The following is a 14,343-nucleotide window of genomic DNA, read 5'->3' as shown; positions in this document are numbered from 1 at the left end:
AATACTAGTATAACTTATTATAATATAGCAAGTATTTTATCAGTTTATAATATCTTTTTTATACACTGTGACAAATGAGTAGTTATTTTTATGAGCTATATGTGGCATGATTCTTTCTATTGCGTGCATATAGCTACCATCAGTAGGTAAAGGTTCGTTCTGTATAACCTTTTCTTTTTCCAAATAAAACAAATCTCTGATAGCATCAACTCTCGCCCAATACATATTTCCTACTGGAAATATAGGTGTTTGATTTATTTTTTTTATTTTTAATATTTCACACAATGAGTTTATATACTCTTTATTAACTCCGATATCTATAAAATCTTTAGGCTCAGGAAAAATTAGACCTGTATTTTCATTGTTAAATAGTTCTAACACTGAGTTAGTAAATATTGAGTTGTTTCCAATTAAACTATCCAATAAGTATTTTCGCCATTTATCACCAACATTACCATCTATCGCAACAGACTTTTTACTGTGAAAATGACCAACAATTTCATATTTTCCACCAATAATCTCATCCTTTAGATCAAAAATTAAAGGAGCAATATCTCTCCCTCGATTTTCAACATTAAAAACTTCTATATTTTCAGCACCACACTCTAAAAAAGCCTCTTTAATATCAGGATTCTTAACAGAGCTTGTTGTAGTTATATATAAATCATAACTCACAGAAATATTTTTAAAATATTCACAAAACTCTTTGGCTAGGTCTGTGTAATACAAATGCAAATGTATAGCTATTTTCTTATTTTTAAAACTTCTTTTTTTGGTTTCAGTCAGATGGTTCGAGCCCAATATCATGCACCTGTGTGTAGTTTTATAACCATTCTTAATAGACTTGTACAATGGTACAAGGCCTTTAGCCTCATTTCCACATATCCAGATAGATGTAGAAAATCCTGGAGCAGGGTTTGGACACGCTTTATAGAATCCTTTTCTTTGAGTTTTTATATAATAGTATGCAGACTGACTTTTAGAACTTATAATATCCATAAAATCACTATCAAAAACATCTGAGCTGACTAAAAAACTTTGTATTTCAATATTTTCTGAATTTATTAATATTGAATCTGATATATGTTTTAAGAAGATTTTGCTAAGTGCTTCTTCATATTTTATTTTTTTATGAAATAATTCTGAGCAATCAGCATGAATATTACTTACAAGACTAGGACACGGAACAAGATTCTCTATTTGTTTTAGTAGCTTATTAAATATTGCTGCGTCAGGTAATATAACCTTATCAGACATTATGACACTTTTTTGAATATCAACAATATTATAATTAGCATCACTAAAGTCACTAATTAATAAAGTTGCTAGATTTAGGCTGCATGCCACCTCTAATATTGAACTATCTATCGAACATAATACTAGGATTTTGACATTGTATTTTTTATGTATGTGAGGCAGTAATTGTTTTTTTTCTGTTTTATTGTCATACTTAACAATTAAAAATGAATACCCATGTGTTGGAATATTATAATCATTTTCATAAATGTATCGAATGACATTATACTTTTCATTTAATATTGTCTCAATATCTTCTATATAGTTATAACTAGCGTTATTTTTTAAATAATATTGTGAAAACACTATAATAGTTTCTTTATTTCTATTAAATTTAATGTGTGTATAATGAAGTTTTTTTAATAATCTAAGTTTTGATTTGATTCTTGTTATTAAATTAAAATATTTTTTTACATATTTTTTTAGCACCAACATAGCTTTAAGCCCTGAAAAGAGATACTTCAACTAAATTTCTTAAATATTTTTGCTAAGAGTCTTATAGGTTTCGTTAATCTCCAACTAAAAGATTTATATATCTCATCTAGTGTTAGTTCAGATTTATAGCTTCTATCTAATAAATACTCTATAAACCACTGAACTTGAGGCTCTTCAATATAAAGATTATTATTTTTCTCTATCATCATATCACCAAGTATTTTGAGAACAAACTCCTTATTTAAATCCAAAGTTTTATTCAACTGGTATGCCCTAACCTTAGCACTATTAAAAAAGTTCAACGTTATCTTTTTCTTTTCTTCCTGATCAAAGTAAGGTAGATAATCAATAAGTATTGAAATAAGTTTTTTTGCATCTTCTAACAGATTATTGTTAACAGTATATGCATAAGCATGATTTAGCCAAACTAACATAGTTTTATTAGGAATTCTATCTTTAAAATATCTCATAAACCATTCGTGTATGAGTATAGATTGTCTTAAAGAGTTTTTATGTATATTAGTATCGTGCATTCTATAGCGAACACCAACTGTATCAATAAGTTTGAAGCTAAGTGTAGGAGCTTGGTTTATTATATGCTTAAATAGCTTGGTTCTTAATATTATATCGTCACCTATCAAATCATCATCAAAGCCACCAATGTCATCAATGACTGATTTTTTAAAAAGGCCTCCTTGTATATAAAAAGATCCAAGAGCATTAAATTCAAGTTCAAGCAATTCATTTATGCTAGATATTCTTACATATTCTTTATGGATATATGACTTATCTATAACATTACTATTTTCATCAATAGTTTCGATATATGTATTAAGAGCAAAGGCTAGATTTTCATCTGACTCAAATAGTTCTACTTTAGATGAGACTGAGTCTGATACAACCTCATCGTCAGTTGATATAAAAAATAGAAAATTACCAGAAGAAGCGTTAATAAGTTTATTAAAATTGCTTCCAACTTTACCACCAGAATTTTCCTGTGTAATTATATTAAAACTGCATGGTGATTCGTTCTTACACTCATTTATGACTCTTAAGCTACCATCTGAAGATCCATCATCTAGAACGATAATTTCTATGTTTTTGTAGTCTTGTGACCATATGCTTTGCATACATTTACGAATAAATTTTTCATGATTATATGAAAGACAACAGAACGAAACTAATTTTTTCGAATTCATCATCATGCACAACCATAACTATTTATAATTTTAACAACTTTGGTAACATCATCTAAGCTCAGGTGTTGTCCAACTGGCAAACTCAAAACTTGCTTATGAATCTGCTCACTAATAGGGTAACTATTATTTGCCAACTCCTTATACGCATCTTGGCGATGTGGGGCAATAGGATAGTGTATAACGGTCTGAACCCCATTTTCTAGTAAATACTTTTGTAGCTCATCTCTATTATCAGTTCTAATCACATATAAGTGCCAAACATGATTTCGATAATTTTCAATGTTTAGTTGTGAATTTTGAATAGGAAGTATAATTTTAGGATTACTAATATTTTTAGTATAAAAATCTGCTATTGCCCTACGATATTCTATATCTCTCTCAAGATATTTTAACTTAACTCTCAGCATAGCTGCCTGTATCTCATCTAAGCGACTATTAGTACCTTTATAAAGATTTCTATACTTCTCATGGCTACCATAGTTTGCTAAAGCTGAGATTGTCTCTGCTAGCTTTTTATCATTAGTTGTCACTGCTCCTGCATCACCTAGAGCTCCGAGGTTTTTACCAGGATAAAAACTAAAACCGCTAGCATCACCAAGATTACCACATTTTTTATCTGCAAAGTATGCTCCATGTGATTGAGCAGAATCTTCGATAACTTTTAAATTGTATTTTTTAGCGAGAGAGTTTATTTTGTCCATTTGACAAGCCTGTCCATATAGGTGTACTGGCATTATAGCTACTGTCTTAACCGTGATAGCTGATTCAATTTCATCAGCATCAAGCAGATAATCATGAAGATTTGGCTCTACTAACACAGGCACCATATCATTAGCAGATATAGCTAAAATGCTCGCAATATAGGTATTCGCAGGCACTATAATTTCATCGCCAAACTTGAAGACACCTAATTCTTTATACGCTCTGATAATAAGGATCAATGCATCTAAACCATTTGCAACACCTACAGCATACTTAGTACCACAATACTTCGCAAACTCTCTTTCAAAAGCTTCACATTCATTACCACGAATATACCAGCCACTATCAATAACCCTTGCACAAGCATTTTTCAATTCTTGTTCATATAGACCATTTATTTTTTTTAAATCTAAGAAATTAATCATATACTCTAAACCTTCTTATAAAACTTAGCTGGATTTCCTATCCAAATCTCATTTGCTGGAACATTTTTAGTAACAACTGAGCCTGCTCCTATCATAGCATTTTCACCAATTGTCATACCTGGTAATATCGTGCTATTAGCGCCTATAGAGGCCCCTTTTTTAATTGTTGTTTTTGGCCACTTATTAGGATAGTGCTTTGAGCGAGGGGTTTTGTCATTTGTAAATGTCACATTAGACCCAATGAAGACATTATCTTCCAGTGTAATGCCATCCCATATTTGCACCCCAGACTTTATAGTAACATTATTACCTATGAACACCTTATTTTCTATTAAGCAATGCGAACAGATATTACAATTTTCACCAATTATGGCATCTGATAGTATGACTACAAACTGCCATACTTTTGTATCGTCGCCTATAGCTCGTGACTGAACGTCTGATAATGGGTGTATAAAACTAGGCATTATTAATCTCTTTTATAAAATCATCATAATTTCTTATATAGTCGGATTCATCATATAGTTCACTAGCTAGTGCCACAAGCACACAATCATCTGAAAAGTCAAACATCTCTCGCCAAACAAGCCCTGATATTAATAAACCTTTATCCGGCGAGTTAAGCAACACATTCTCTTTCGAGGTACCATCATCAACTAGTATTTTGCAACAGCCAGAAACACAAATTAAAACTTGTTTTAAATTCTTATGGGCATGAAACCCTCGACGTACATTTTTTTGAGTGTCAAATATATAGTAAACTCTTTTTATATCAAAAGGTATATTATTGTTTTGTTCTATTGAAATCAAGGAGCCTCTACTGTCTCCTTTAATATCAAAATATAATGTTTTTACCATAATTTATTGCAACCAAGGCGTAAATTTAAAAATCTAACAATTAAATTATATATCTTATAGCTATATATTGAAAGTAGAGAGAGCCACTAAGGTAATAATTTTCTTATTGCTCTTAATGGTTTTGTAATTTTCCAGGACAAACTATACTTATAGTAATTGATGCTATCTGTATAACATTTCTCTTTTTCTTTTGCTGATTTATCTTTATCTATTTGATCTTGATTCCAATCACCCATATCTACAAGTATGCTTTTTTGCTTAATATACTCTTTATAAAGGCTATCAATTTGCTTGAAATGAATGTACTCTGTAGGTGTCTTAAAGTCATTCATATCAGCATCAGTACTACAACTTAAAGAATAGTTTTGCATCAAACTTAATATGAGCTTTTGAAAATACATATATGATTTTCTAAGCATAAATTCGCATATTTTTTTATCATTAAAAAAATTGCTCATGTCAAAATATAGCTGAGACTGCATCAAATCTTTTTTCACATCAGGTAGAGAAGTCCATATACCTTGATGTGTCATGCGATAAACTCCTACTACCACATTACTAAAAAAACCCTTCCCTTCATTTAAGTGAAGTAAGTTTCTAAAACTATCGCCTTCAAAAGATTTCTCAGAATATGTATCAACAGCACTATATAATTCTTGAGGAAGATTGCTCTTAAAAACTATATTCCTAAATACAGTTGAACTTGTGTGACCTAAAACAGCTTCTCCATTTAATAAATCATCCATCGTAAAAGTTTTGTTATCATAATCTGAATGTATAAATTTATGCCTTTCTTGAGTGTTTATGTCTAATGTATCAGAATTTGCTGTATAAATTGTATAGTACAAATTGCTATCTAGGAAATCTAATGCTTTTTGTAAAAAATCATCAGCAACATAATAATCATCTGGATCAAGTACGCAAAAATAATCAGTTTTTATTATTTCATAACCTTTGGTCGATGTTGCAAGAACCCTTAAATTTTTATCATTCTTGAGGACTGTTATAATATCTTGATATTTCTGCTTATATTCTAAAGCAATCTTGAGTGTATCATCTGTAGATTTATCATCGATAATTAATAACTCATATTCAAAATTGACCTTTTGCATTAATACAGATTCAATAGATTCTGCAATATAGCTCTCAACATTATACGCCGGCATTAAGACGGTTAGCTTTTTCATTATTAATCCCTTAAATATAAAGATCTTATTTAGAGAAAATCTTTTTCATAATTTTTTTTATATATTTTATAAAACTTAAATCTTTATTTTCACTCTCTAGATACTGTATATAATCATTACATTCTTTAATTTTTACTGAGTATTCACTAATCACTTTTTGATTATCCGCAATTGACACCATCAAATATTTAGCTATTTTCATAGCATCTCCGTGATCCAACTCGGTAGAGAAAGTTCCTACTACTGCATCTATATAATCACTATCCATCCCATACAAAGATCGCAGGAAAAGCTTTAAAAAAAAGTCTTCATGTTCCTGAAAAGCTTTACTATAAGCAAGATAATCCTCTAATTCTCTAAGATATTTAACTTTTTTATTAGCCCCACTACAAAACCCCATATCATGTATCCGATATACAGACATTACTTCATCAATACACTTAACCGGTCCAAACTTTGAAAAAACAAGTAAATGATATCTATCACCATAATATAACTTAAGATACTGATCTATATCTCTTTTATATTGACAATCATACCTAAATAAATATGAACTCGTATGAATATAATTATCTATAATATCAAAAAAAGTATATTCTTCCTTAACATTTTCAATCACTAGCTTATCTGTTTCCAAATCATTCTCTAAATATCTTGTATTATGGACACATCCCATAAATTGCAAGTTCTGTTCAAGAAAATCCACCTGCTTCTTCAATTTATGAGGATCTATCCAGTAGTCATCACCTTCACACAATGCTATATATTTACCCCTTGACTTAGGCATAGTAATATCCGTAAATAGCTTCACACCTTTAGTAAATTGATTTTCAGTTTGAAATATTGGTTTAATAATATTTGGATATTTAGTCTGATATTTAGAAACTATATCCGCTGTACCATCAGTTGAACAATCATCACTTATAATTATCTCAAATGGAAAATCTGTTTCCTGCATCAAAAAACTATCGATAGCCTGACCAATATATTCTTCATGATTAAAGGTTATGCAACATATACTTACCATTATATCATTTGTTTTCCACCTACTTATAATATCAAACTCCTCTCTTTTATTTATATTCATCGAAGCCCTCCTGCTTTAAAGCCACCTTATCAACCTTACCATTAGCATTTTTAGGGAGCTTATCTTTAACAACTACAACATTAGGAATCATATAGCTAGGCAAAATACTAAAAAGCTCATTTTTTATTTCCCACGCTGAAATATTTTTTTGTGTTGCTATAAAGGCAATAATTTTTCCATAGTTTACTCGATCTCTATTATACAGAACTGCTGACTGATGAACATAGTCGAAACTATTTAAAACTGATTCTATTTCTTCTAACTCGATCCTATATCCCATATGCTTTACTTGATTATCCACACGACCAGCAAACCATAGTATTCCATCTTTTTCATAAACTATATCACCCGTTTTATAGACAATATCCCTATATGTTTTTACTAAAGGATTTTGCACAAAACTTTGCTCTGTTCTTTCTATGTCATTATAATATCCTGCGGCCACGTTTGGCCCTACTAAGCAAAGCTCACCTTTTTCACCATCGTTTAGAAGTTGCATATTCTCATCTACTATTAGATATTCAAAATTTGGATTAATTACTCCAAGTGGTGCTAGAGTACTCATATCTTCAAAATCTTTTTCTGTTATATCGTAAGATGTACATATACAAGTTCCTTCAGTTGGTCCATATACATTTATAATCCTTGCACGGTCTTTATAAAGATAATAAAGTTTTTTGAGCTCTCCTTTAGGAAAGCCTTCTCCGCCAAATATAAATACTCGTATGTTCTTAAAACTATTTTCGTTTAAAACTCTCATTGTAAGTAGATAAACTAATAATGAAGGTACACTAAACCAAATTGTACATTTACTTACATCAATAAACTTTACAAGTTCAAGAGGTTTCTTGAGTAACTCTTTTTTTATAGGCACTAAACAAGCACCACTATATATAGCAGTATAAAAATCAAAAACTGAGTTATCAAAATACATGGGGCTGACTTGAGCAAATCTATCTTCGTTTGAAACACTATATCTATCTATACTCCATTGCAAAAAGCTTAAAACATTGTTATGAGAGATTGCAACACCTTTCGGGTTCCCCGTACTTCCTGAAGTAAACATTATATACGCAATAGTATTCCCAGTTATTCTTGATGAAATATCGATATTCTTATCATTAAAACTATTTAAAAAATTTTCATCACTTAAATCAGCGATATGTATATTCATATCCTTAGCAACATTTTTTATCAATATCGAAGGAACATGATCACTTATGAGTAGTCTAGGAGAACATGTTGTTAATATTTTTTCTAGTCTAAGTGGAGGGTTTTCTTCATCTAGATTAGTATATGCTGCTCCTATTTTGAGACATGCCAGCATACTTGCATATCCTTCAACTTCTTTTGTATTGAAAATTCCTACTACATCATGAGGTTTTACCCCAAAAGATAAGAGATAATTAGCAATCCTATTAGATAAGCTATTTAATTCGTTATAACTTATTTTTTTTCCTTCATAGATTAGTAGAGTTCTTTCACCATTTCCATACACTATATCGTAAAAATAGTTTGCCAAATTAAAATAAGCCATTACTCCTCCAAAACTGCATAACCAAAACCACTCTGCCCGAATCCATTTCCATTATAAAACATATACGTTCCATATAACGTTTCTACAACATCAGGATATGCCATCATTTTACTATCCCAACCTTCTTTGCTTATATTAATGCCAGCCCTCTTATCATCTCTATTCCAGTTTTTAAGATCATTAGACCATGCATAACCAATTCTATATGCATCACTACCATTTCTAAAATCTTCAATTCCTCTATAACAAAACCACATATGATAAATACCATTCTTATAAATGACTGATGGTCTATGAGTTGCCTCAAGATATTTTTCAGATGTTGGAATAATTTGCTTACCATCTCTATGCCAAGTTATCCCATCTTTTGAGGAAGCAGTTTTGATCACATAAAGTTCTTCATATTTATTATTTTTCTTTATCCAACCGATACCTGATGCATAAAAAGCATGCAACATATTTTCAGCTTTTATTGCATAAAAGCCTGTTGCTGAATATAGCTCAGTTGGAGTTCTGTCAAAAACAGGCCCTTCAAAAACTTTTTTAAATGTTTCCCCATTATCATAACTTTCAGCTAGGCCTGTCCAATTGCTATAAGGAATTGACTCCCTCCTACTCCATCCACCAATATACATACAAATCTTATCATTGTATTTTATTATTGATTGTGGCATAACACCGTGCTCATCATACATTCCATCTTTACCAAGCTCAAAAATAGGCTTATCATGTATATATAGTATGTTTTTTGGATCTTTTATATCTAGATCCATGTAAGCGGTCATACTTAGCTCCTGCTTTGGACGAGTAGCAAAGTATACTCTTAGTCTGTCCTCTAAAACAAGTACCGTAGGGATTTGTGCATGACTTTTAATAAAATCACTTTTTATATCATCGGCCTTAAATATTAAGCCTCTTTTTATCCACTTCATTTTTATTCTCCAAAACCATTCCCGCTTTAAAGCTCAAGATATCGTTATTAAAATCTTTAAACTTTAAAAGTTTATCTTCTACTTTTATAAGAAGCTTATTTTCATAGTTCAACGCTACTTCACCATTTTGACACCTATCAAACTTTGAAATTAAATAATCGTTATCCACTATCTCACAATCATAAACCTTATATTTTCTACCTTCGAAAATAAAATAAGCCCCCTGAGATCTATTTGAAAAGGCCTTTATTTTTTGATAAATTATTTCTGCACTTTGGTTAAAATCTATAATAAGGTCATTATCTTTTTTTGAATAATAGATTTCATCACCTTTTAATACTTGAGTAGTTTGAACTTCAAAATTATTTTCATAAGCCTTATAGAACACGTCAATTTCAGCCATAAAAGAAATCTGATATAATAATGCCGCATCTAGATCTCTGGAATATGGAATCTTTACTTGCGCAATTATTTCACCAGTATCTATGCCATCATCCATTACATGACACGTAACCCCACTATCTTTACCGAAAAGAAGTGCTCCTGGCTGAGGGTCAGCTCCTCTCAAATCAGGCAAAAAAGAAGGATGAATATTTATAAATTGTTTATTTCCGACTTTTAATTCATCTATAGGAAGTATAAATGGACAACCATTTGAAAAAAAGATATCAAAATTACAATTTTTGATCTCGTCAACAAGTTGTTGCTTTGATTGGATCAAAGTAAACGCAATATTTCTATTTTCTAATTCTTTTTGAAGATATGAACCCTTAACTGCCATGATCTTAACAAAATGTAGACCAAGTCTTAACATCTGCTCAAGCACAAAGAAACGATTACCTATAAAAATAAATTTTTTATTCATTTAAAAGACCAATCCACCGTCTATTTTTAAGGTTTTACCATTCATATAATCACTCTGTATTGCAAATTTTACTGCATCAGCAATATCTTCTGCTTTTCCGAGTCTTCTTATCGGCGTCTCTTTTTTTACATGATCTAGCACTTCTTGTGTCACGGCACCATGAGTTGATTCAGTATTCATAAACCCTGGAGCAACCGCAACACATCGGATACCAAAACTACCAAGCTCTTTTGCCCAGACAATAGACATGGATTCCAAACCCGCTTTAGCTGCGCTATATGCACTTTGCCCTGCATTGCCTCTCGCACTAATAGAGCTAATATTGATAATTACACCTTTTGTTCTTGTCATAATCATCTGTTCCGCCACATACGAGCCCAAGACAAAAGGAGCTGTTAGGTTTATGTCAATGACTTTCTGCCACATTGCTACACTATGTCTTTTTTCTTTTGACATTATATTAATAAGTGGTTCACTGTATAAAATACCCGCATTATTTACTAAAATATCTATTTTCGAAAATTGCTCTTTTATTTTTTGTATAGCATTTGATATTTGATTTTCTTTTGTTATATCACAAGGTATTTTAAGTAAATTTTTATTTTCATCTAAACCTTCAAGAGCATACTTATTTATATCAAGTACGCAAACTATTGTATTATTAGATAGGAGCATCTCTACTATTGCCTTACCAAGACCATTCGCCCCACCTGTAACAACAGCTACTTTATTTGCTAATTCCATATTACACCAACTTTTCACTAACTATTTTTTTTATAGCCCCTATATCTCTCATATTCATAATATCATCTATAGTTAGCTGAATACTTAACTCTTCCTCAATGCAAGTTATAATATCCATATGAGTCAAAGAATCCCACACTTGTATATCATTCATAGTCAATTCATCTTTTACTTCATCCTTTTTCAGCCTAAAAACCTGGCATAAAATCTTCTCTAACTCTTTCATCTATTAAACTCCTGTAAATTGTAAAAATCTCTGACTATCAAGTCTAAACTTTTCACCTTCTCTTGAAATAAAAACATCTTTAGGGGCTGTATTTTTTGTAACTAAAGTATTTGCACCAACAAAGCTTTCACTCTCAATTACTGTATTGTTCCCGATAGTGGCATTAACTCCTAGGAAACATTTAGATTTTATAATAGCATCACCCGAAACAACTACTCCAGAAGTTATCCAATTTGTATCATCAATCACAGAGCCATGAGCAATAACAGCATTACTCCACACAAAATTACTACTTCCTATTTTTACATATGGTTGAATTGTTACATGATCTAAGACTATATTGTTCTCTCCCATTTCTATATTCTCATGTATCTCTACTGATGGATGAATATAATTTATAAAACTAAACCCCTTTTTCTTTGCTTCTTGGTATTTTCTCTCTCTTATATTATTCATTTGCACATAGCCAACAGCTATGAGCATCTTATGCTCTTTAGGGTCGCATTGATTTTGAATATCCTCAAACTCAATTAAAGGTACCCCTTCTATAGCATCAGAATTTTTATATTTTCTCTCAACTGTAAATGCTACCACCTCGAATTTTTTTTTCACAAACTGATAAACTACTTTCGCTATTTTCCCATTCCCATATATTACAACCTTCATCATAAATCTCCATTTAAACTAAAATATAATTTCCAAGCATTTCTTTAATATCACTAACACTATTAAACATCAAAACATCTACAATTGAAAGATATGCACAGAACTCATTACCAAATTGTGGATACTCAACGATTTCAGACTCTATGAAATTTAGACTTATACTTTTATCAAAAAATGACTGTTTATCATAAAGCTCTTTGCCTCCGATTGCATTTATATAAACATCTGCATCCAATAGCTGACAAATTTGCAATATCTTATCTTGTCCTCTAAGGTTATTATCTTTATCAAGCTCACTAGACCCTATAAACCTAGTATCTATACCAATATAACTAGATACATTTCTAATTAATTTTTCTAAAAACAAACCTAGATTTTTTTCTTCATCAGTCATTATCTTTTCTAATAAATTATAAACATCACGAAAATATGGCGCTTTAGAATAAGCTTGTTTAATTATTTTTAATATATTCAGCCTATTATCACCCAAGTAAATTTCATTAATAAGCTTATTCTGACTAGCTCCCAAAAGCTCTAAAGTAATTCTATATGGTTTATTATTAAACAGAATATTATTCCTATTTATGTAACCTTTTTTGATAAAATTAACATCATCATATATTACAAAAACATCTACCGCATTAATCAGTTGCCAGTAGCCAATATATGCAAAAAAATAAGGCTGCATTACTGCAACTTTCATAAGCTTCCCTTAATAATTGATATTATTTGCTCTTGGACACCTTCTTCGAGTCCATAATAAATTGGTAAACACATTATTCTTCTAGATATATCTCTAGATATAGGCATATACTGTTTTGGCTCTATATAACCAAGAGTATCCAAAGATGGATAAAAGTATCTTCTAGGAAAAATAGATTGTTTACTTAAAGATCTTTGAACACCCAACAGCTCTTCTTCGGATTTAAACAATACAGGAAAGTAACTATAATTTTCTTCAGCATTATGATTAAACTCTTGAAACTGAACCAAATCTTGTAATTTTAGTTTATATCTCTCAGCAATAGCCTTTCTAGAGCTAAAAATAATATCCATATCATCTAATACACATAATCCCATAGCTGCTTCAAATTCATTCATCTTAGCATTAGTACCCAAATGAGGAATCTCTTCAGCATTTTTTATACCAAAATTTATCAAAAATCTTGCTCTTTCAGCAATCTCATCACTATTTGTAATAAGAGCACCACCTTCAATAGTATGGAAAAGCTTAGTGGCATGAAAACTTAGAGTTGATATATCACCAAAGTTGAGAACACTTTCACCTTTATACTTAACATCAAAAGCATGTGCCGCATCATATATAATTTTTAATCTATACTCTTCAGCAATCTTAGCTATTGCTTCAAGATCACAAGGATTACCAAATACTTGAGTAGCAACTATTGCTGTTGTATTTGGTGTTATTTGTTCTTCTATTTTGTTTGGATTAATATTAAATGTTTTCTCATCAATATCTACAAATATTGGCTTAATACCATTAGCAACCAACGAACTTGTCGTTGCCACAAATGAAAATGGCGTTGTAATAGCAAAATCTTTGACTCCTAAAGCTCTATAAGCTATTTCTAAAGCAACTGTTCCATTAGAAACTAGAACAATATTTTTAACTCCTAGATAATTTGCTAAACGCTGCTCCAACTCTTTGACAAGAGGCCCACTATTAGTAATTTGTCCGCGACTATATATTTGGTCAATATATTCTCTATATTTTTCAATATCTGGCAAATATGTTTTTGTTACATTTATCATATAAAAAGCTCAAAGTTCATAAATTTTTCTTACTACATACAAAGACCAAAATAACTAACCATTATTTTAACATTTATAATACTAGATTGTATTCTGAAAGTTTTAAATAGTTGAAAGAGAGTTCCAAATATAGTTTATTAGGTTTTGACGAAACTAAAATAAACGATAAGGAACTAAAAAATGCCAAAGCACTTAACTCTTTCAAATAGATATTGTATAGAAGAATTACTTAAATTAGGATACCAAACATCTCAAATAGCCAATAAAATTGGCTATAGTGAAACAGCTATAAAAAAGGAACTTAATCGCACTAGTATAAATAGTGACTATAATGCTGAGATAGCACAGAAGCTATATCAAAGCCGCAGAACTTCAAATAATCATAAGCTATCCTGTAAAGTTAAAAAGCTA

16 protein-coding genes are annotated in these 14,343 nt (G+C 30.6%); 1 reads left to right on the top strand and 15 read right to left on the bottom strand.

The genetic code is table 11. The annotated features are described in order from the left end of the window. Positions 1-39: 39 nt before the first annotated feature. From F8C69_RS00685 to F8C69_RS00615, 15 genes are all read right to left on the bottom strand, one after another. The gene (locus F8C69_RS00685; protein ID WP_159183806.1) at positions 40-1,602 is read right to left on the bottom strand and encodes a rhamnan synthesis F family protein; all 1,563 of its coding nucleotides are present in this window, start codon (positions 1,600-1,602) and stop codon (positions 40-42) included. Positions 1,603-1,757: 155 nt separating this feature from the next. After that, positions 1,758-2,933, bottom strand: coding sequence for a glycosyltransferase family A protein (locus F8C69_RS00680; RefSeq protein ID WP_192189667.1), 1,176 nt, complete (start codon positions 2,931-2,933; stop codon positions 1,758-1,760). Beyond that, the gene (locus F8C69_RS00675) at positions 2,933-4,057 is read right to left on the bottom strand and encodes a DegT/DnrJ/EryC1/StrS family aminotransferase (RefSeq protein WP_159183804.1); all 1,125 of its coding nucleotides are present in this window, start codon (positions 4,055-4,057) and stop codon (positions 2,933-2,935) included. Before F8C69_RS00675 ends, F8C69_RS00680 begins: the two co-directional genes overlap by 1 nt. Positions 4,058-4,062: 5 nt before the next feature. Further along, the gene (locus F8C69_RS00670) at positions 4,063-4,524 is read right to left on the bottom strand and encodes an acyltransferase (protein ID WP_159183803.1); all 462 of its coding nucleotides are present in this window, start codon (positions 4,522-4,524) and stop codon (positions 4,063-4,065) included. Next, positions 4,517-4,915, bottom strand: a complete 399-nt coding sequence (locus tag F8C69_RS00665; protein ID WP_159183802.1) for a sugar 3,4-ketoisomerase — start codon at positions 4,913-4,915, stop codon at positions 4,517-4,519. The genes F8C69_RS00670 and F8C69_RS00665 overlap by 8 nt, the downstream gene beginning before the upstream one ends. A gap of 86 nt (positions 4,916-5,001) precedes the next feature. Further along, on the bottom strand, positions 5,002-6,102 hold the full coding sequence (locus F8C69_RS00660; RefSeq protein ID WP_159183801.1) for a glycosyltransferase family 2 protein: 1,101 nt from the start codon (positions 6,100-6,102) through the stop codon (positions 5,002-5,004). A gap of 25 nt (positions 6,103-6,127) precedes the next feature. Next, positions 6,128-7,189 carry a glycosyltransferase family 2 protein gene (locus tag F8C69_RS00655; RefSeq protein ID WP_192189668.1) on the bottom strand — a complete coding sequence of 354 codons (1,062 nt, stop codon included), beginning with the start codon at positions 7,187-7,189 and terminating at the stop codon, positions 6,128-6,130. Continuing rightward, positions 7,176-8,726, bottom strand: coding sequence for an amino acid adenylation domain-containing protein (locus F8C69_RS00650; RefSeq protein WP_159183800.1), 1,551 nt, complete (start codon positions 8,724-8,726; stop codon positions 7,176-7,178). Before F8C69_RS00650 ends, F8C69_RS00655 begins: the two co-directional genes overlap by 14 nt. Continuing rightward, entirely contained in the window at positions 8,726-9,658 is a 933-nt protein-coding gene (locus F8C69_RS00645) for a glycoside hydrolase family protein (protein WP_159183799.1), read from the bottom strand. The genes F8C69_RS00650 and F8C69_RS00645 overlap by 1 nt, the downstream gene beginning before the upstream one ends. Then, a complete protein-coding gene (locus tag F8C69_RS00640; protein WP_159183798.1) occupies positions 9,627-10,523 on the bottom strand; it encodes a formyltransferase family protein in 897 nt (298 codons plus the stop codon). Before F8C69_RS00640 ends, F8C69_RS00645 begins: the two co-directional genes overlap by 32 nt. Then, positions 10,524-11,267: an SDR family oxidoreductase gene (locus F8C69_RS00635; protein ID WP_159183797.1), complete on the bottom strand. Its 744-nt coding sequence runs from the start codon at positions 11,265-11,267 to the stop codon at positions 10,524-10,526. It lies immediately after the preceding gene. Position 11,268: 1 nt separating this feature from the next. Then, positions 11,269-11,493 carry an acyl carrier protein gene (locus F8C69_RS00630; protein ID WP_159183796.1) on the bottom strand — a complete coding sequence of 75 codons (225 nt, stop codon included), beginning with the start codon at positions 11,491-11,493 and terminating at the stop codon, positions 11,269-11,271. Between the two features lie 3 nt (positions 11,494-11,496). Then, positions 11,497-12,159: a PglD-related sugar-binding protein gene (locus F8C69_RS00625; protein WP_159183795.1), complete on the bottom strand. Its 663-nt coding sequence runs from the start codon at positions 12,157-12,159 to the stop codon at positions 11,497-11,499. A gap of 13 nt (positions 12,160-12,172) precedes the next feature. Then, positions 12,173-12,862, bottom strand: coding sequence for a WbqC family protein (locus F8C69_RS00620; protein ID WP_159183794.1), 690 nt, complete (start codon positions 12,860-12,862; stop codon positions 12,173-12,175). Next, positions 12,859-13,932, bottom strand: coding sequence for a DegT/DnrJ/EryC1/StrS family aminotransferase (locus tag F8C69_RS00615; protein WP_159183793.1), 1,074 nt, complete (start codon positions 13,930-13,932; stop codon positions 12,859-12,861). Before F8C69_RS00615 ends, F8C69_RS00620 begins: the two co-directional genes overlap by 4 nt. A gap of 180 nt (positions 13,933-14,112) precedes the next feature. On the opposite strand from F8C69_RS00615, the gene F8C69_RS00610 reads away from it, so the two are divergent. Continuing rightward, a partial coding sequence (locus F8C69_RS00610; protein ID WP_159183792.1) for a helix-turn-helix domain-containing protein occupies positions 14,113-14,343 on the top strand: 231 nt, incomplete at its 3' end.

The organism is Francisella noatunensis subsp. noatunensis, from assembly GCF_009823375.1.
Taxonomy (GTDB): Bacteria; Pseudomonadota; Gammaproteobacteria; order Francisellales; family Francisellaceae; genus Francisella; species Francisella noatunensis.
The sequence above is the reverse complement of the archived record's forward strand: the minus strand, read 5'-3'. Positions and strand labels throughout refer to the sequence as shown.